We start from the raw sequence: 14,608 nt of genomic DNA on the forward strand, positions 1-14,608 counted from the left end.
GATGACTGATGCAAAGTCAAAACATCCGCATCCGGCTGAAGGCGTTCGATTATCGCGTTCTGGATGCCAGCACGCAGGAAATCGTGAACACCGCCAAGCGCACCGGCGCCCAGGTCCGTGGTCCGATCCCGCTGCCCAACAAGATCGAGAAATTCACCGTTCTGCGCGGCCCGCATATCGACAAGAAATCCCGCGACCAGTGGGAAATCCGCACGCATAAGCGTCTGCTGGACATTGTCGATCCGACGCCCCAGACCGTCGACGCCCTGATGAAGCTCGACCTCGCCGCCGGCGTTGACGTCGAAATCAAGGTGTAAGGAGGCCCCCATGCTGCGGACTGGTGTTATCGCCAAGAAGCTGGGCATGACCCGGCTGTTCCTGGAAGACGGGCGTCAGGTTCCCGTCACCGTTCTGCACGTCGATAACGTGCAGGTCATTGCTCAGCGGACCACCGACAAGGATGGTTACGTTGCGCTGCAACTGGGCGCGGGCGAGGCGAAGGCCAAGCGCGTGACCGGCGCCATGCGCGGCCATTTCGCCAAGGCGAGCGTGGCCCCCAAGCGCAAGATCGCGGAATTCCGCGTGGCCGAGGAAAACCTGGTCGAAGTGGGTGAGGAAATCATCGCCGACCACTATTTCGCCGGCCAGTATGTCGACATCGCCGGCACCTCGATCGGTAAGGGCTTTGCCGGCGCGATGAAGCGTCACAACTTTGGCGGTCTGCGCGCCTCGCACGGCGTGTCGATCAGCCACCGCTCGCACGGCTCGACCGGCCAGTGTCAGGACCCGGGCAAGGTGTTCAAGGGCAAGAAGATGGCCGGCCATCTGGGTGCGGTGCGCGTCACCACCCAGAACCTGCAGGTCGTCAAGACCGATGCCGACCGTGGCCTGATCATGGTCAAGGGCTCGGTCCCCGGCTCGAAAGGTGGCTGGGTCACGATCAAGGATGCCGTGAAGAAGCCGCTGGCCGAAACCACCATCTTCCCCGCCGCGACCCGCTCGAAAGCCAAGGAAGCCGCGCGTCTGGCCGAAGAGGCCGCCGCCGCCGCCGCCGCCGAGGAAGAAGCCGCCCGCAAGGCCGCGGCCGAAGCCGAAGCCGCCGCCCAGGCTGCTGCCGAGGCCGAGGCCCAGGCCTCGATCCAGGCCGACAAGGCCGCCGAGGCTGGCGACAATGCCGCGCCCGAAGGAGAAGACAAATGAAACTCGGTGTGATCACCCTCGATGCCGGCAAGGCCGGTGATATCGACCTGAGCGATGACATCTTCGGGCTTGAGCCGCGCGCCGATCTGCTGCACCGCGTGGTGCGCTGGCAGCGTGCCAAGGCGCAGGCCGGGACGCATTCGGTTCTGGGCAAGTCGGACGTCAGCTACTCGACCAAGAAGATCTATCGCCAGAAAGGCACCGGCGGCGCCCGCCACGGTTCCCGCAAGGCGCCGACCTTCCGTCACGGTGGCGTCTACAAGGGTCCGACCCCGCGCAGCCACGCCTTCGACCTGCCGAAGAAGGTGCGCGCGCTTGGCCTGAAACATGCGCTCTCGGCGAAAGCCTCGGCCGGCGAACTGGTCGTGGTCGAGAACCTGGACATCGCGGAAGCCAAGACCTCGGCCGTCGCGAAAGCGGTCCGGGAAAACGGCTGGAAGCGCGTGCTGGTCATCGACGGGGCCGAAGTGAACGAGAACTTCGCCCGCGCCGCCCGCAACCTGGAAGGGGTGGATGTGCTGCCCTCGATGGGTGCCAACGTCTATGACATCCTGCGTCGCGACACGCTCGTGCTGACGCGCGCCGGGGTCGAAGCTCTGGAGGCTCGTCTGAAATGACCGTGAAGCCCGAACATTACGACGTGATCGTCAAGCCGCTGATCACCGAGAAAGCGACGCTGGCCGGTGAGGCCAACGCCTATGTTTTCCAGGTGAGCAAGGATTCGAACAAGCCGCAGATCAAGGAAGCGGTCGAGAACCTGTTCAACGTCAAGGTGAAGGCGGTCAATACCACCATCACCAAAGGCAAGACCAAGCGTTTCCGCGGTCGCCCCGGCACCCGCTCGGACGTGAAAAAGGCCTATGTGACGCTGGAGGCTGGCAACAGCATCGACGTCTCGACCGGTCTCTGATAACAAGCCGCGAATCGACGGCCCCGGCAGCGGGGCCGTTGCATTTTGACTGAAACGGACCAAGCACGGTCCAAAGCAACGGAAGACAGAAAGCATGGCACTCAAGTCGTATAATCCGACGACGCCTGGCCAGCGTGGGCTGGTTCTGATCGACCGTTCGGAGCTTTGGAAAGGGCGCCCGGTCAAAACCCTCACCGAGGGGTTGACCAAGAAGGGCGGCCGGAACAACACCGGACGGATCACGATGCGCCGCAAGGGCGGCGGGGCGAAGCGTCTTTACCGCATCGTCGATTTCAAGCGCACCAAGTTCGATGTTCCGGCCACGGTCGAGCGGATCGAATATGACCCGAACCGCACCGCCTTCATCGCGCTGATCAAATATGACGATGGCGAGCGGGCCTATATCCTGGCGCCGCAGCGTCTGGCCGTGGGCGACAAGATCGTCGCGGGCACCCGCGTCGACATCAAGCCCGGCAACGCGATGCCGTTCTCGGGCATGCCGATCGGCACCATCGTCCATAACGTCGAGCTGAAGCCCGGCAAGGGCGGTCAGGTCGCGCGTTCGGCCGGCACCTATGCCCAGTTCGTCGGTCGCGATGGCGGCTATGCGCAGATCCGCCTCAGCTCGGGCGAGCTGCGTCTGGTGCGTCAGGAATGCATGGCGACCATCGGCGCCGTGTCGAATTCGGACCACGCGAACCAGAATATCGGCAAGGCGGGCCGCAACCGTCACAAGGGCATCCGCCCCAGCGTCCGCGGCGTCGCCATGAACCCGATCGACCACCCGCATGGTGGTGGCGAGGGCCGCACCTCGGGGGGCCGCACGCCGGTCACGCCCTGGGGCAAGGACACCAAGGGCAAGCGGACCCGTTCCAACAAGACGACCGACAAGTATATCCTGCGGTCGCGTCACGCGAAGAAGGGGCGTTAATCCATGGCACGTTCAGTTTGGAAGGGCCCCTTTGTCGATGCATATGTGCTTCGCAAGGCCGAGAAAGCCCGCGAATCCGGCAAGTCGGATGTCATCAAGATCTGGTCGCGCCGTTCGACCATCCTGCCGCAATTCGTCGGCCTGACCTTCGGCGTCTATAACGGGCACAAGCATATCCCGGTAAGTGTCTCGGAAGAGATGATCGGCCAGAAGTTCGGTGAATATTCGCCGACGCGGACCTATTACGGTCACGCCGCCGACAAGAAAGCGAAAAGGAAATAATCGTCATGGGTAAGGAAAAGAATCCGCGCCGCGTGGCGGAGAACGAGGCGATGGCGAAGACCAAGATGCTTCGCACCTCGCCGCAGAAGCTGAACCTGGTGGCTCAGATGATCCGCGGCAAGAAGGTGGACAAGGCGCTTGCCGATCTGACCTTCTCGCACAAGCGGATCGCCGGCGACGTGAAGAAATGCCTTCAGTCGGCCATCGCCAATGCCGAGAACAACCATAACCTGGACGTCGACAATCTGGTCGTCGCCGAGGCCTGGGTCGGCAAGAACCTGGTGATGAAGCGCGGCCGCCCGCGGGCGCGTGGCCGTTATGGCAAGATCATGAAGCCGTTTTCGGAAATCACCATCAAGGTGCGTCAGGTCGAGGAGCACGCGTAATGGGTCAGAAAGTCAACCCCATCGGGATGCGTCTTCAGGTCAACCGCACCTGGGACAGCCGCTGGTACGCGGATGACAAGGACTACGGCGATCTGTTGCTGGAAGACCTGAAAATCCGCGAATTCATCAAGAAAGAGGCCAAGCAGGCCGGCGTCAGCCGCGTCATCATCGAGCGCCCGCACAAGAAGTGCCGCGTCACGATCTATGCCGCGCGCCCGGGTGTCATCATCGGCAAGAAAGGCGCCGATATCGAGACCCTGCGCAAGAAGCTGGCGAATTTCACCGATTCGGAGCTGCACCTGAACATCGTCGAGGTCCGCAAGCCGGAACTGGACGCCCAACTGGTGGCCGAGTCGATCGCCCAGCAGCTTGAGCGTCGGGTATCGTTCCGCCGCGCCATGAAGCGCTCGGTCCAGAACGCCCTGCGCATGGGCGCGCTTGGCATTCGCGTCAACGTCGCCGGCCGTCTGGGCGGTGCCGAGATCGCGCGGACCGAGTGGTATCGCGAAGGCCGTGTGCCGCTGCACACCCTGCGCGCCGATATCGATTACGCACTGGCCGAGGCCATGACCCCCTACGGGATCATCGGCATCAAGGTGTGGATCTTCAAGGGCGAGATCATGGAGCATGATCCGCAGGCCCGCGACCGCCGCGCCACCGAGGCGCAGGACGGTCCGTCGCCGCGCGGTCCGCGTCGTGACCGCGACCGCGACGCGCGCTAAGGAGAAACAGAAATGCTGCAACCGAAACGGACCAAGTTCCGCAAACAGCACAAGGGCCGCATCCATGGCGAAGCCAAGGGCGGGTTCAACCTGAACTTCGGCTCTTACGCGCTGAAAGCCATCGAGCCCGAGCGTGTCACCGCCCGTCAGATCGAGGCGGCCCGCCGCGCGATCACCCGTCACATGAAGCGTCAGGGCCGCGTCTGGATCCGGATTTTCCCGGACGTGCCGGTTTCCTCGAAACCGACCGAAGTGCGGATGGGCAAGGGCAAGGGCTCGGTCGATTTCTGGGCCGCCCGCGTCCATCCCGGCCGGATCATGTTCGAGATCGACGGCGTGAACGACGTCGTCGCGCGCGAGGCCCTGCGCCTTGGCGCGCAGAAACTGCCGGTCCTGACCCGTATCGTCGCGCGCGAAGACTGGTAATATCGGCAAGGCCGAGCCTTTGTGACTATATCTAAGGCCCCGCCGGCGCATCGGCGGGGCCTTTCTCTGTTAATCTGGCCTTGATAGACTCTCGTCATTTCAGAGCAAGCTGCGAATATGACCGCTGATTTTTTCTGCCAAGCGAGGAAGTGCGCCACGATAGCCATGGAGTTCCTGCTGGGTGCAAAGGCTTTGAACGCGGCGAGCCTCGAAGGAACACCATTTTTGCAAAGGCCGACTTTGGCACTTGCGGGTCATGGCCTGGAGATGATGCTCAAGGCATGCTGCTACGTAAACGGTCGAAAGCCTCCGTCCAATGGAAAAAAGGGGCACGATATTGCTGCGCTGTGGCAAGATGACATATGCCTTGCGGTACGGCTTCATGTGTATATCCATGCGGGCTATGCGGTGGAGGAAGCCCGCTTAAGCGGTATGTTCCCCGACGTTCCCGAGGACGATGAGGCACAAACTCTTATTGAGGAGTATGTGAAAGAGCTTTGCAGACTGCATGGCGGCACTGCTGGCTACCCCCTGCGTTATCCGCATGAGTGCGACGAGAAGGCGCCGCCAAAGCACTTTGTGGTAGACGCGTTGTGTGGTGCAGCCGATGACATGGCGAAGTCGCTGAGCGAGTTCGATCTGCGTCACCTTCGGGAGGGCGCATAAGCTCATCGCCGGTCGCACCCTAAGAATTCCCTTGTCTTTCCTGACCAACCCGCATATAGGCAGGCCTTCATCATGAAACTCCACCGGAATCAGGGTGGCCCGTGCAAGCGGGGCTCTCCGGTGATGTTGAAAGGAACAGGCGCATGAAAGCGCAGGAACTGAAAGACAAGACGCCCGATCAGCTGAAGGAACAGCTGCTCTCGCTGAAGAAGGAAGCGTTCAACCTGCGCTTCCAGCAGGCCACCGGCCAGCTCGAATCGACCGCCCGCATGCGCTCTGTCCGTCGCGACGTGGCCCGTGTGAAAACCATTCTGAACCAGAAAGCGGCGGAAGCCGCGGCGTCGAACTAAGGAGCCCGGTCAATGCCCAAACGCATCCTGCAAGGCAAGGTCGTCAGCGACAAGAACGAACAGACCGTCACCGTTCTGGTCGAGCGTCGCTTCAAGCATCCGCTGCTGCAAAAGACCGTGCGGTCGTCCAAGAAATACCGCGCCCATGACGCGGATAACCAGTTCAAGGTCGGTGACATCGTTCGCATCGTCGAATGCGCGCCGATCTCGAAAACCAAGCGCTGGACCGTTCTGCTTGACGCTGCCGAAGCCCAGGCCTGAACACCAGTTTAATCGATACCCTGGGGCCGGTGCCGCCGGTCCCCAAAGGTCGGGAGTAACCCTATGATCCAGATGCAGACCAATCTGGATGTCGCTGACAACTCCGGCGCACGCCGGGTGCAGTGCATCAAGGTCCTGGGTGGTTCGCACCGTCGCTATGCGTCGGTGGGCGACATCATCGTCGTCTCCGTCAAGGAGGCCATCCCGCGCGGCCGCGTGAAGAAAGGCGACGTCCGCAAGGCCGTCGTCGTGCGCACCGCCAAAGAAGTGAAGCGTGAAGACGGCACCTCGATCCGTTTTGACCGCAACGCCGCCGTCATCCTGAACAACCAGGGTGAGCCGGTCGGCACGCGTATCTTCGGGCCGGTCGTGCGCGAGCTGCGCGCCAAGAACTTCATGAAGATCATCTCGCTCGCGCCGGAGGTGCTGTGATGGCTGCCAAGCTGAAAAAAGGCGACAAGGTCGTCGTGCTGGCCGGCAAGGACAAGGGCCGGCAGGGCGAAATCACCGCCGTGTTCCCGAAAGAGAACAAGGCCGTGGTTGACGGCGTGAACATCGCCATCCGTCACCAGCGTCAGACCCAGGCGTCGCAGGGCGGCCGCGTGGCGAAAGCCATGCCGATCGACCTGTCGAACCTCGCGCTGATGGACAAGAACGGCAAAGCGACCCGCGTCGGCTTCCGCGAGGAAGACGGCAAGAAGGTCCGTTTCGCCAAGACCACGGGAGACGTGATCTGATGCTGGACCAAGCGAATTACACGCCGCGCCTGAAGGTTGCGTTCAAGACCAAGATCCGCGCCGCTCTCAAGGAAGAGTTCGGCTACAAGAACGACATGCAGATCCCGCGTCTGGACAAGATCGTCCTGAACATGGGCATCGGCGAGGCCGTCAAGGATACCAAGAAGGTCAAGCAGGGCGCCGAGGAGCTGTCGCTGATCGCCGGTCAGAAGGCCGTGATCACGAAAGCCAAGAAATCGATCGCCGGCTTCCGCGTCCGCGAGGAAATGCCGCTGGGTGCCAAGGTGACCCTGCGCGGCGACCGGATGTATGAATTCCTGGATCGTCTGATCAATATCGCGCTGCCCCGCGTCCGCGACTTCCGCGGTGTCAAGGGCACGGCTTTCGACGGCCGTGGCAACTATGCCATGGGCCTGAAGGAGCACATCGTTTTCCCGGAAATCAACTTCGACAAGGTCGACGAAGTTCTGGGGATGGACATCATCATCTGCACCACCGCGAAGACCGACGCGGAAGCGAAGTCGCTGTTGAAGCATTTCAACATGCCGTTCAACAGCTGATCGCGGAGGGAAAGAAGATATGGCTAAGAAATCCATGGTCGAACGCGAGAAGAAGCGCGAACGTCTGGTCAAGAAATACGCCGCCAAGCGCGCCGCGCTGAACGAGATCGTCCACGACCAGGAGCGCCCGATGGAAGAGCGCTTCAAGGCCAGCCTGAAACTGGCTGAGCTGCCGCGCAACTCGTCCGCGACCCGCCTGCACAACCGGTGCCAGCTCACCGGCCGTCCGCATGCGTATTACCGCAAACTGAAACTGTCGCGGATCATGCTGCGCGAGCTGGGCTCGCACGGCCAGATCCCCGGCCTGGTCAAATCCAGCTGGTAAGGGGGCGAATATGAATATGAACGATCCTCTCGGCGATATGCTGACCCGCATCCGCAACGCGCAGATGCGTGGCAAATCGACCGTGCGCACCCCGGCCTCCAAGCTGCGCGCCTGGGTTCTGGACGTGCTGAAAGCCGAAGGCTACATCCGTGGCTATGAGGCGGTGACCACCGATGCCGGTCACAATGAACTGGAAATCAGCCTGAAATATTTCGAGGGCGCTCCGGTCATCCGTGAACTGGCCCGCGTCTCCAAGCCCGGCCGCCGCGTCTATGCCGGCGCCCGTGAAATCCCCCAGGTCCGCAACGGCCTGGGCGTCTCCATCGTCTCGACGCCGAAAGGCGTGATGTCGGATGCAGCGGCTCGCAACGCCAATGTCGGCGGCGAAGTCCTCTGCACCGTATTCTAAGGAGGGCAGGATGTCTCGGATTGGTAAGAAACCGGTCGAACTGCCCAAGGGTGTGACGGCCGAAGTCAAGGGCCAGACCGTTGAAGTCAAGGGGCCGAAAGGCGCCCGCAGCTTCACCGCGACGGATGATGTGACCCTGTCGGTCGGCGAGGGCGGCGTGAACATCGCGCCGCGCGGGCTGTCGAAGCGTGCGCGCCAGCAATGGGGCATGACGCGTTCGATGGTCGCCAACCTCGTCACCGGCGTCAGCGAAGGGTTCAAGAAAGAGCTGGAAATCCAGGGCGTCGGTTACCGCGCCCAGATGCAGGGCAAGACCCTGAAGCTGTCGCTTGGCTATTCGCATGACGTGAACTTCGACACCCCGGAAGGCGTGACCATCTCGGCTCCCAAGCAGACCGAGATCGTGGTGGAAGGCATCGACCAGCAACTGGTCGGCCAGGTCGCCGCGGATATCCGCGAGTGGCGCCGCCCCGAGCCCTACAAGGGCAAGGGCATCCGCTACAAGGGTGAGCAGGTCTTCCGCAAGGAAGGCAAGAAGAAGTAAGGGGCGCAAAAATGGCACTGACGAAAAGAGAGCTGTTCCAGAAGCGCCGCCTGCGCGTACGGAACAAGTTGCGGAAAATCTCGGACGGTCGTCCGCGTCTTTCCGTTCACCGTTCTTCCAAGAACATCAGCGTCCAGCTGATCGACGACGCGAAAGGGGTCACTCTGGCCTCGGCCTCGTCGCTGGAAAAGGATCTGGGCGTTGTCGGCAAGAACAACGTGGAAGCTGCGGCCAAGATCGGCGCTGCGATTGCAGAGCGCGCGAAAAAGGCCGGTGTCGAAGAGGTTCTCTTCGACCGTGGCGGTTTCCTGTTCCACGGCAAGATCAAGGCACTTGCAGATGCGGCCCGCGAGGGCGGTCTGAAGTTCTGATCCCTGCGGGTGGCGCCGCCAGACACGGCACGCCACCCCGATGATCCGGGGGCCGTCCGATCCGTCGGCGGCCCACCTGGATTGGACCCAACGGCGCCGGCTGCGCGCCATCGTATGAGGAATGCCTTATGGCAGAACGTGACAACCGTCGGGGCCGCCGCGAAGAGCGCGAGGAAACCCCGGAATTCGCCGACCGTCTGGTCGCGATCAACCGCGTCTCGAAAACCGTCAAGGGTGGCAAGCGCTTCGGCTTTGCCGCTCTGGTGGTCGTGGGCGACCAGCGTGGCCGCGTCGGCTTCGGCAAGGGCAAGGCCAAAGAGGTTCCCGAGGCGATCCGCAAGGCGACCGAGCAGGCCAAGCGCAGCCTGGTCCGCGTGCCGCTGCGCGACGGCCGCACCCTGCATCACGATATCGAGGGCCGCCATGGTGCGGGCCGCGTGGTGATGCGCACCGCCGTTCCCGGTACCGGGATCATCGCCGGCGGTCCGATGCGCGCCGTCTTCGAGATGCTGGGCGTTCAGGACGTCGTGGCGAAGTCGCTGGGCTCGCAGAACCCCTATAACATGATCCGCGCCACCATCGACGGGCTCAAGGCCGAGGCCTCGCCCCGCAGCGTCGCCCAGCGTCGCGGCAAGAAAGTGGCCGAGATCCTGCCCTCGAACGACAAGCCGGCCGAAGCGGCCGCCGAAGCGTAAGGAGCGGATAACATGGCAAAAACCATCGTCGTCAAGCAGATCGGCTCGCCGATCCGCCGCCCCGCCATCCAGCGCGAGACGCTGAAGGGGCTGGGCCTGAACAAGATGCACCGCACCCGCGAGCTGGAAGATACTCCCGCCGTGCGCGGCATGGTCAACAAGATCCCGCATCTTGTGCAGATCATCGAAGAAAAGAACTGATTGCAAAGGCCGGGGAAACCCGGCCTTTTCCTTTTCCGCGCCGCTGGCAGTCCCGGCGCGGATCCGGTACGCGCGCCGGCGCCGTTAACCCCGCATTAACCAGCCTGTCCTAGACTTGGCGGCGGCCGAAATCGGTCAGGGGACATGCCGTGCCGCCCAAGGGAACCTGCCGCCTTGCGCTTTTCCTGCTCATGCTGGCCACGGCCGCCTCGGCCGGGCCTTGGCCGCGCGAGCCCAAGGCGCTTTTCCTGTCACTCTCGGTCGAGGCGGATCGCAACGATAACAGCTATGTCGGGCTTTACGGCGAATACGGGCTGTCGCCGCGCCGCACGCTGGGGTTTGAACTGGGGCACGCGAGTATCGGCGAAACCTCGGCGATGATCTGGCTGCAGCAGGCGCGCGGCGACGGCTCGGGCGCGAATCGCTGGGTCACCTCGCTGGGCCTGGGCGGTTTCGAGCGCGATGGCGATCTGGTGCCGGTGGTGCAGATCGGGGCTGCCTGGGGGCGAGGGATCGACTGGCTGCCGGGCGGCGGCTGGATCACCGTCGAAAGCCGGGTGAAGGTCGCGGGCAAGCAGCAGGAGATCGAGCCCGAGCCCGAGGAAAACGTGGTCTATGAGGGCGATGCGCTGACCTATCTGACGCCTCAGGTCACCACCAAGCTTGAGGCGACACTGGGCTTTCGCCCGTTCACGGGGATGATGCTGATCAACCAGTTGCGGCTCGAGGATCGGGACGATACCGGGCTTTCGGGCAAGCTGGCCAGTTCGGTCGTACGCGATCTGGCCGGGCCGGCCAAGATCGAACTGGGCCTTGTCCTGCCGCTTGCCGGCGACGGCGAGGCAGCGGTGAAGCTGGGCAGCTGGCTGGAATTCTAGCGCCCGTCCCGAGTAAGTCGAATTTTTTGGATTTCCCACGAGTTCTGATTCCCGGCACATGCTGCCGGCCGGAAGAGAGGCCGGCATGGATGGGTGGACCGTATTCGCCTGATTCGCGGCAGCGTTTCCTCGTTGCTCCGAATGAGGGCATGTCGGCCAGCGCTGCGGGCCGCAGGATGCGCTGCGCTGTATCAACGCGCCGATACTGATCGAGGGCGCCATGGATGGCGACGCGTCCTGCGCCGGGGCGGATCAGCATTCACGACGCGGTATCCGTCAAGCGGGCCGGCAAAAGGGGCCAGCCCGGGACGACCGGTTTCGACCATTGCCCGGATCGTTTTGTCCGGCATCTCCATATGCCCGCAACCTGCCGCGCACGCGCCCTCCGCCGACGATACTTGCGAAACGCGCCCATTGCATGCAAACCTTGGGCCAGGGCAGGAGGAAACGCGATGGAGGCACGGGCGACCGAGCGCAAGTCGCTCAACGCCGCCGAGATGGGTGTGATCGCACATCTTTATCGCGGCGAGGTCTATCGTTCGACCATCTGGCGCACGCGGCTGGACACGACGACCAACTGGTCGGTGGTCACGCTGGGGGTCGCGCTGTCGATCGCCTATTCCTCGCCGCAGGCCTCGCCTCTGCCCCTGATCCTGGTCGGCATCCTGATCATCTTCTTTCTGATGCTGGAGGCGCGGCGCTATCGCTATTTCAACGTCTGGCGCGCCCGCTGCCGCTGGATGGAACTGCATTTCATGGCCCCCATGCTGAAAGAGGGCGACCTGCATCTTGAGGAGCACTGGCAGGACAGGCTGGCGCAGGATTATCTGCATCCACGCTATCACGTCAGCATGTGGACGGCGATCGGGCGGCGTATCCGGCGCAACTATTTCTGGATCCTGCTCATCCAGACGGCCGCATATCTGGGCAAGCTGATGGTCCACCCCACGCCGATCAGCTCGGCCATGGAACTGGTCTCCCGCGCCGCCGTCGGGCCGATCCCGGGCTGGTTCATCCTGTTTCTGGGCGGAACTTATTGCCTGAGCTGGGGCCTGATCGCGCTGTGGAGCGAGCGTTCCGACGCTGGCCGCGCCAAGAAGCGCCGCGATCCGTTGGGCATGGGGTGATCGGCGTCCAAACGGCCCCCTGATGCGGTGGTCCAACCTGTCCCCGGGAACAGGCGGGAGCCGTGTTTGGGATGTTGGTGGTGAAAACGATCGCGAAGATCCGTCGGGCGTATTTTCGGCATTAGAAGCCCATCAAGCAGATTTGCCGCGAACTGTGTGTGTCGCAAAAGACGGTACGGAAGGTCATCCGCTTCGGCGCGACGGAGTTCACCTACGAGCGCATTGTCCAGCCGAGGATTGGTCCATGGCGGGATGCGCTCGACCGGATGCTGGCCAAGAACTCGGGCAGGCCCAAGCGCGGGCGTCTGACGCGCATCCGGATGTTTCAGGAGCTCCACGCTCTCGGTTAACCTAAGAACGAGAGCTGGCGCTTCAAGACGCGAGCCTGACTGCCGGAAACCCGCTGGCCCGATCCGGCTGTGTTACCTGGAGACGACGCCGTCTCGGGTCAGCTAACCTTCGGCAAGAAGGGGCCTTCTTCGGCGCCGATAAGGGTGGCCCATTGGATGCCGGGCCGGCTCGTCTCTGTTGGGGCAGGAAATATCCGCAAGCCGATGCTCGACATGCCGCCCGTCGATCAAATCCGACAGATCGCCAAGCAACGAGCGCCACGGTCCCTGATCGCGGGCAAAACCAAAGCTTTCCTGACCAATCCGACGATGCGTCATTCCTGCCTCCTGATTTGCGTGCAGTTTCAGGCAATCACGACCAGAATGGCCAGCCCACACATAGCCGCGCAGGTCCTGCCAAAGCGTTTCGGGCTAAACTGATCCATTTCTGTTCAGCAGCGAGCAACTGCTCGGGTGAACGGACATGCGCTTGCCGCAGGCGCAACAGGCGGGCCGAGCTGCATGTCTCGAACCTCATCCGGAACGCCCTAGCCGCGCTCCAGGCGGTAATTGCCCTCGGGCAGGTTCAGGGCGGCGCGCAGCTCCTCAAGCTGCTCCATGGTCAGGACGATCTGCGCCAGCTCGCCGGTATCGGGGTCGAATTGCTCGACCACCACGCGGTCGTCGAAGCTCTGGATCACGACATCCTCGTTCAGGGGGCGGGCGGCTGCGATGGCTCCGGCCGGCAATTCGTCGATCAGCGTGATGACGGTGGCGTCGAAATCGTGCTCGATGGTGAACATGGCGATCCTTCCGGTTCAGCGTTTCTCAACAATCGCGTGATACGCCGGAAGGGGCAAGGGCAGGGGTTTGCGGAGCCGCAAGGTCCCGGATAAGGTGGCGTGAAATCTTGCAGAAATGCGGCAGGCGGGACAGGGACGGGGCATGATCAGGGGGTGGCGGATTGCGGCGGTTGTGCTGTCTCTGGCAGGCTGCGTTGCGCAGCCGATTCCGCAGCCGCGGACCGACCCGGTGGCACCGGTCGCGACCAGCGTCACGCCGTCGCCCGATCTTCCCAGGGAGGCGGGCGCCGCGGCGCGCGCCTTCGTCTCGGTGATCCAGCGGATGGAACCCGCGGTCGAGCGGGAATGCATGCAGCGCCGCACGCAGCCGATCAACTGCGATTTCAGGTTCGTGGTCGATGACCGTCCCGGGCTTGAGCCCAATGCCTATCAGACCATCGATTCCAGTGGCCGGCCGATCATCGGCTTCACGCTGTCGCTGATCGGCGAGGCGCGGAACGTCGACGAACTGGCCTTTGTCGTCGGGCATGAGGCAAGCCACCATATTCTGGGCCATATCAACCGCAAATCCAGCGCCGCGACCATGGGCGCGGTGATTCTGGGCGGGCTGGCCAGCGCCTATGGCGGCGATTCCTCGATGATCCAGACGGCGCAGGATTTCGGCGCGCAGTTCGGCGCTCGCTTCTATTCCAAGGATTGGGAGCTCGAAGCCGATTATCTGGGCGCGATCATCACGCTGAACGCCGGCTTCGACCCCGAACATGGTGCGCAGTTCTTTGCCAGAATACCCGACCCCGGTGATAAGATATTGGGCACCCACCCGTCCAACGCCTCGCGGATGGCCCAGGTCGCCCGCGCGATCAAGGACTATCGCGGTGGGAGAATACGATAATATCGCTGCACTGTTGCGTTGTGGCATCAGCGCGCGATATGGGGTTCAGCCATTGATATGAAATGGAAATCATGCGCCCGGCCGGCCGCTCTCAAGCGATTTCGCGCTTGCAGCGAAGATTCGCTGGGCTGACCTTGCGGAAGCTTTGTGGTGTTGGTTAAAAAGTTCTTCCATAGGCGAGACTCTGCCGATAGTTTCTAGCCTGTACATTTGCTGATGCGGTTTTTTGCCGGAAGAACTTGGTTAAGGAGCACCTATGATCGGGGTTATTTTGTGGAGCAGCCCAGCCAAGGAGAAGGCTGTCATCTGGTGCGAGGACCATGGCGCTCTGGCCTATCTGCAAGGGCAGAAAAATCTGGCGTTTTCATGTGATTGGCCGGAAGCCGGCGATCTGGTCGAACTGGAGTTCGAAACCTTGAACGACCTGCGCCACGCGCGCGCCGTCGCGCCGGTGACGGGCAACAAGCGGTCCGAACTGCCCGACCTTCTGCGTGGCATAGGCGAGCCGGCGGCGGCGAATCAACCCTCTCTGCGTGTGGTCTCGAATACGGAATTCCCGGGATCCGAGCACGCGCTGAGGTTGGCCGCCAACCGCTGAGCGCG

The 14,608-nt window shown here is 62.8% G+C and carries 27 protein-coding genes and 1 pseudogene; 26 read left to right on the forward strand and 2 right to left on the reverse strand.

The genetic code is table 11. From position 1 onward, the window contains the following. Positions 1 to 8: 8 nt before the first annotated feature. The 24 genes and pseudogenes from rpsJ to IT41_RS04300 form a co-directional block, all read left to right on the forward strand. Positions 9 to 317: a 30S ribosomal protein S10 gene (rpsJ, locus tag IT41_RS04185; RefSeq protein WP_010400227.1), complete on the forward strand. Its 309-nt coding sequence runs from the start codon at positions 9 to 11 to the stop codon at positions 315 to 317. A 10-nt stretch (positions 318 to 327) separates the two neighbouring features. Next, on the forward strand, positions 328 to 1,200 hold the full coding sequence (gene rplC, locus IT41_RS04190) for a 50S ribosomal protein L3 (protein WP_036738938.1): 873 nt from the start codon (positions 328 to 330) through the stop codon (positions 1,198 to 1,200). After that, positions 1,197 to 1,817, forward strand: coding sequence for a 50S ribosomal protein L4 (rplD, locus tag IT41_RS04195; RefSeq protein WP_036738939.1), 621 nt, complete (start codon positions 1,197 to 1,199; stop codon positions 1,815 to 1,817). The genes rplC and rplD overlap by 4 nt, the downstream gene beginning before the upstream one ends. Beyond that, positions 1,814 to 2,110: a 50S ribosomal protein L23 gene (locus IT41_RS04200; protein WP_036738940.1), complete on the forward strand. Its 297-nt coding sequence runs from the start codon at positions 1,814 to 1,816 to the stop codon at positions 2,108 to 2,110. The genes rplD and IT41_RS04200 overlap by 4 nt, the downstream gene beginning before the upstream one ends. 94 nt (positions 2,111 to 2,204) lie before the next feature. Beyond that, on the forward strand, positions 2,205 to 3,041 hold the full coding sequence (rplB, locus tag IT41_RS04205) for a 50S ribosomal protein L2 (protein ID WP_036738941.1): 837 nt from the start codon (positions 2,205 to 2,207) through the stop codon (positions 3,039 to 3,041). A gap of 3 nt (positions 3,042 to 3,044) precedes the next feature. Next, positions 3,045 to 3,323, forward strand: a complete 279-nt coding sequence (rpsS, locus tag IT41_RS04210) for a 30S ribosomal protein S19 (RefSeq protein ID WP_036738942.1) — start codon at positions 3,045 to 3,047, stop codon at positions 3,321 to 3,323. Between the two features lie 5 nt (positions 3,324 to 3,328). Beyond that, the gene (rplV, locus tag IT41_RS04215) at positions 3,329 to 3,709 is read left to right on the forward strand and encodes a 50S ribosomal protein L22 (RefSeq protein WP_036738943.1); all 381 of its coding nucleotides are present in this window, start codon (positions 3,329 to 3,331) and stop codon (positions 3,707 to 3,709) included. Next, positions 3,709 to 4,431, forward strand: a complete 723-nt coding sequence (rpsC, locus tag IT41_RS04220) for a 30S ribosomal protein S3 (RefSeq protein ID WP_036738944.1) — start codon at positions 3,709 to 3,711, stop codon at positions 4,429 to 4,431. The genes rplV and rpsC overlap by 1 nt, the downstream gene beginning before the upstream one ends. Positions 4,432 to 4,443: 12 nt before the next feature. After that, positions 4,444 to 4,857, forward strand: coding sequence for a 50S ribosomal protein L16 (rplP, locus tag IT41_RS04225; protein WP_036738945.1), 414 nt, complete (start codon positions 4,444 to 4,446; stop codon positions 4,855 to 4,857). Positions 4,858 to 5,022: 165 nt separating this feature from the next. Beyond that, entirely contained in the window at positions 5,023 to 5,523 is a 501-nt protein-coding gene (locus IT41_RS04230) for a hypothetical protein (RefSeq protein ID WP_139221666.1), read from the forward strand. A 143-nt stretch (positions 5,524 to 5,666) separates the two neighbouring features. Continuing rightward, positions 5,667 to 5,873, forward strand: a complete 207-nt coding sequence (gene rpmC / locus IT41_RS04235; RefSeq protein ID WP_036738948.1) for a 50S ribosomal protein L29 — start codon at positions 5,667 to 5,669, stop codon at positions 5,871 to 5,873. 12 nt (positions 5,874 to 5,885) lie between these two features. Continuing rightward, positions 5,886 to 6,134: a 30S ribosomal protein S17 gene (gene rpsQ / locus IT41_RS04240; RefSeq protein ID WP_036738949.1), complete on the forward strand. Its 249-nt coding sequence runs from the start codon at positions 5,886 to 5,888 to the stop codon at positions 6,132 to 6,134. Positions 6,135 to 6,197: 63 nt separating this feature from the next. Beyond that, positions 6,198 to 6,566, forward strand: coding sequence for a 50S ribosomal protein L14 (gene rplN, locus IT41_RS04245; protein WP_010400243.1), 369 nt, complete (start codon positions 6,198 to 6,200; stop codon positions 6,564 to 6,566). After that, a complete protein-coding gene (gene rplX, locus IT41_RS04250) occupies positions 6,566 to 6,871 on the forward strand; it encodes a 50S ribosomal protein L24 (RefSeq protein ID WP_036738950.1) in 306 nt (101 codons plus the stop codon). The genes rplN and rplX overlap by 1 nt, the downstream gene beginning before the upstream one ends. Continuing rightward, positions 6,871 to 7,431 carry a 50S ribosomal protein L5 gene (gene rplE / locus IT41_RS04255; protein WP_036738952.1) on the forward strand — a complete coding sequence of 187 codons (561 nt, stop codon included), beginning with the start codon at positions 6,871 to 6,873 and terminating at the stop codon, positions 7,429 to 7,431. The genes rplX and rplE overlap by 1 nt, the downstream gene beginning before the upstream one ends. A 19-nt stretch (positions 7,432 to 7,450) precedes the next feature. Further along, positions 7,451 to 7,756, forward strand: coding sequence for a 30S ribosomal protein S14 (gene rpsN, locus IT41_RS04260; protein WP_036738953.1), 306 nt, complete (start codon positions 7,451 to 7,453; stop codon positions 7,754 to 7,756). A gap of 10 nt (positions 7,757 to 7,766) precedes the next feature. Continuing rightward, a complete protein-coding gene (gene rpsH / locus IT41_RS04265) occupies positions 7,767 to 8,165 on the forward strand; it encodes a 30S ribosomal protein S8 (protein ID WP_139221667.1) in 399 nt (132 codons plus the stop codon). 10 nt (positions 8,166 to 8,175) lie between these two features. Then, the gene (rplF, locus tag IT41_RS04270) at positions 8,176 to 8,709 is read left to right on the forward strand and encodes a 50S ribosomal protein L6 (protein WP_036738954.1); all 534 of its coding nucleotides are present in this window, start codon (positions 8,176 to 8,178) and stop codon (positions 8,707 to 8,709) included. An 11-nt stretch (positions 8,710 to 8,720) separates the two neighbouring features. Beyond that, positions 8,721 to 9,080, forward strand: a complete 360-nt coding sequence (gene rplR, locus IT41_RS04275) for a 50S ribosomal protein L18 (RefSeq protein ID WP_036738956.1) — start codon at positions 8,721 to 8,723, stop codon at positions 9,078 to 9,080. A gap of 128 nt (positions 9,081 to 9,208) precedes the next feature. Continuing rightward, complete coding sequence (gene rpsE, locus IT41_RS04280; RefSeq protein WP_036738957.1) at positions 9,209 to 9,775, forward strand: 30S ribosomal protein S5; 567 nt, start codon at positions 9,209 to 9,211, stop codon at positions 9,773 to 9,775. A 12-nt stretch (positions 9,776 to 9,787) separates the two neighbouring features. Then, the gene (gene rpmD / locus IT41_RS04285) at positions 9,788 to 9,976 is read left to right on the forward strand and encodes a 50S ribosomal protein L30 (protein ID WP_036738959.1); all 189 of its coding nucleotides are present in this window, start codon (positions 9,788 to 9,790) and stop codon (positions 9,974 to 9,976) included. Positions 9,977 to 10,125: 149 nt separating this feature from the next. Beyond that, positions 10,126 to 10,854, forward strand: a complete 729-nt coding sequence (locus tag IT41_RS04290) for a hypothetical protein (protein WP_231564686.1) — start codon at positions 10,126 to 10,128, stop codon at positions 10,852 to 10,854. 452 nt (positions 10,855 to 11,306) lie between these two features. Beyond that, on the forward strand, positions 11,307 to 11,981 hold the full coding sequence (locus IT41_RS04295; RefSeq protein WP_036738960.1) for a DUF2270 domain-containing protein: 675 nt from the start codon (positions 11,307 to 11,309) through the stop codon (positions 11,979 to 11,981). 131 nt (positions 11,982 to 12,112) lie between these two features. Then, positions 12,113 to 12,328: pseudogene (locus tag IT41_RS04300) on the forward strand (IS21 family transposase); the annotation flags it as partial. A gap of 105 nt (positions 12,329 to 12,433) precedes the next feature. Here the strand turns inward: IT41_RS04300 and IT41_RS21480 are convergent. Both IT41_RS21480 and IT41_RS04310 read right to left on the reverse strand, forming a co-directional pair. Then, positions 12,434 to 12,649: a hypothetical protein gene (locus IT41_RS21480; RefSeq protein ID WP_139221668.1), complete on the reverse strand. Its 216-nt coding sequence runs from the start codon at positions 12,647 to 12,649 to the stop codon at positions 12,434 to 12,436. Positions 12,650 to 12,858: 209 nt separating this feature from the next. Next, complete coding sequence (locus IT41_RS04310) at positions 12,859 to 13,113, reverse strand: hypothetical protein (protein ID WP_036738963.1); 255 nt, start codon at positions 13,111 to 13,113, stop codon at positions 12,859 to 12,861. Between the two features lie 142 nt (positions 13,114 to 13,255). Between IT41_RS04310 and IT41_RS04315 the strand changes: the two genes are divergently transcribed. Both IT41_RS04315 and IT41_RS04320 read left to right on the forward strand, forming a co-directional pair. After that, the gene (locus IT41_RS04315) at positions 13,256 to 14,005 is read left to right on the forward strand and encodes a M48 family metalloprotease (protein WP_036738964.1); all 750 of its coding nucleotides are present in this window, start codon (positions 13,256 to 13,258) and stop codon (positions 14,003 to 14,005) included. A gap of 256 nt (positions 14,006 to 14,261) precedes the next feature. Further along, positions 14,262 to 14,603, forward strand: a complete 342-nt coding sequence (locus tag IT41_RS04320; protein ID WP_036738965.1) for a hypothetical protein — start codon at positions 14,262 to 14,264, stop codon at positions 14,601 to 14,603. The last annotated feature ends 5 nt before the right edge of the window (positions 14,604 to 14,608 follow it).

It is taken from the genome of Paracoccus halophilus, assembly GCF_000763905.1.
In the GTDB taxonomy this organism is placed as follows: Bacteria; Pseudomonadota; Alphaproteobacteria; order Rhodobacterales; family Rhodobacteraceae; genus Paracoccus; species Paracoccus halophilus.

Excerpts from the sequence above, each read along its gene's own strand:
- rpmD (WP_036738959.1), top strand. The coding sequence starts at position 9,788 with ATGGCAAAAACCATCGTCGTCAAGCAGATCGGCTCGCCGATCCGCCGC.
- rplC (WP_036738938.1), top strand. The coding sequence starts at position 328 with ATGCTGCGGACTGGTGTTATCGCCAAGAAGCTGGGCATGACCCGGCTG.
- IT41_RS04315 (WP_036738964.1), top strand. The coding sequence starts at position 13,256 with ATGATCAGGGGGTGGCGGATTGCGGCGGTTGTGCTGTCTCTGGCAGGC.
- rpsJ (WP_010400227.1), top strand. The coding sequence starts at position 9 with ATGCAAAGTCAAAACATCCGCATCCGGCTGAAGGCGTTCGATTATCGC.
- rplN (WP_010400243.1), top strand. The coding sequence starts at position 6,198 with ATGATCCAGATGCAGACCAATCTGGATGTCGCTGACAACTCCGGCGCA.
- IT41_RS04200 (WP_036738940.1), top strand. The coding sequence starts at position 1,814 with ATGACCGTGAAGCCCGAACATTACGACGTGATCGTCAAGCCGCTGATC.
- IT41_RS04320 (WP_036738965.1), top strand. The coding sequence starts at position 14,262 with ATGATCGGGGTTATTTTGTGGAGCAGCCCAGCCAAGGAGAAGGCTGTC.
- rpsE (WP_036738957.1), top strand. The coding sequence starts at position 9,209 with ATGGCAGAACGTGACAACCGTCGGGGCCGCCGCGAAGAGCGCGAGGAA.
- rplE (WP_036738952.1), top strand. The coding sequence starts at position 6,871 with ATGCTGGACCAAGCGAATTACACGCCGCGCCTGAAGGTTGCGTTCAAG.
- rplP (WP_036738945.1), top strand. The coding sequence starts at position 4,444 with ATGCTGCAACCGAAACGGACCAAGTTCCGCAAACAGCACAAGGGCCGC.
- rplR (WP_036738956.1), top strand. The coding sequence starts at position 8,721 with ATGGCACTGACGAAAAGAGAGCTGTTCCAGAAGCGCCGCCTGCGCGTA.
- IT41_RS04230 (WP_139221666.1), top strand. The coding sequence starts at position 5,023 with ATGGAGTTCCTGCTGGGTGCAAAGGCTTTGAACGCGGCGAGCCTCGAA.
- rpsH (WP_139221667.1), top strand. The coding sequence starts at position 7,767 with ATGAATATGAACGATCCTCTCGGCGATATGCTGACCCGCATCCGCAAC.
- rplX (WP_036738950.1), top strand. The coding sequence starts at position 6,566 with ATGGCTGCCAAGCTGAAAAAAGGCGACAAGGTCGTCGTGCTGGCCGGC.
- rplD (WP_036738939.1), top strand. The coding sequence starts at position 1,197 with ATGAAACTCGGTGTGATCACCCTCGATGCCGGCAAGGCCGGTGATATC.
- rplV (WP_036738943.1), top strand. The coding sequence starts at position 3,329 with ATGGGTAAGGAAAAGAATCCGCGCCGCGTGGCGGAGAACGAGGCGATG.
- rpmC (WP_036738948.1), top strand. The coding sequence starts at position 5,667 with ATGAAAGCGCAGGAACTGAAAGACAAGACGCCCGATCAGCTGAAGGAA.
- rpsC (WP_036738944.1), top strand. The coding sequence starts at position 3,709 with ATGGGTCAGAAAGTCAACCCCATCGGGATGCGTCTTCAGGTCAACCGC.
- rpsQ (WP_036738949.1), top strand. The coding sequence starts at position 5,886 with ATGCCCAAACGCATCCTGCAAGGCAAGGTCGTCAGCGACAAGAACGAA.
- IT41_RS21480 (WP_139221668.1), bottom strand. The coding sequence starts at position 12,649 with ATGACGCATCGTCGGATTGGTCAGGAAAGCTTTGGTTTTGCCCGCGAT.
- rplB (WP_036738941.1), top strand. The coding sequence starts at position 2,205 with ATGGCACTCAAGTCGTATAATCCGACGACGCCTGGCCAGCGTGGGCTG.
- rpsS (WP_036738942.1), top strand. The coding sequence starts at position 3,045 with ATGGCACGTTCAGTTTGGAAGGGCCCCTTTGTCGATGCATATGTGCTT.
- IT41_RS04295 (WP_036738960.1), top strand. The coding sequence starts at position 11,307 with ATGGAGGCACGGGCGACCGAGCGCAAGTCGCTCAACGCCGCCGAGATG.
- rplF (WP_036738954.1), top strand. The coding sequence starts at position 8,176 with ATGTCTCGGATTGGTAAGAAACCGGTCGAACTGCCCAAGGGTGTGACG.
- rpsN (WP_036738953.1), top strand. The coding sequence starts at position 7,451 with ATGGCTAAGAAATCCATGGTCGAACGCGAGAAGAAGCGCGAACGTCTG.
- IT41_RS04310 (WP_036738963.1), bottom strand. The coding sequence starts at position 13,113 with ATGTTCACCATCGAGCACGATTTCGACGCCACCGTCATCACGCTGATC.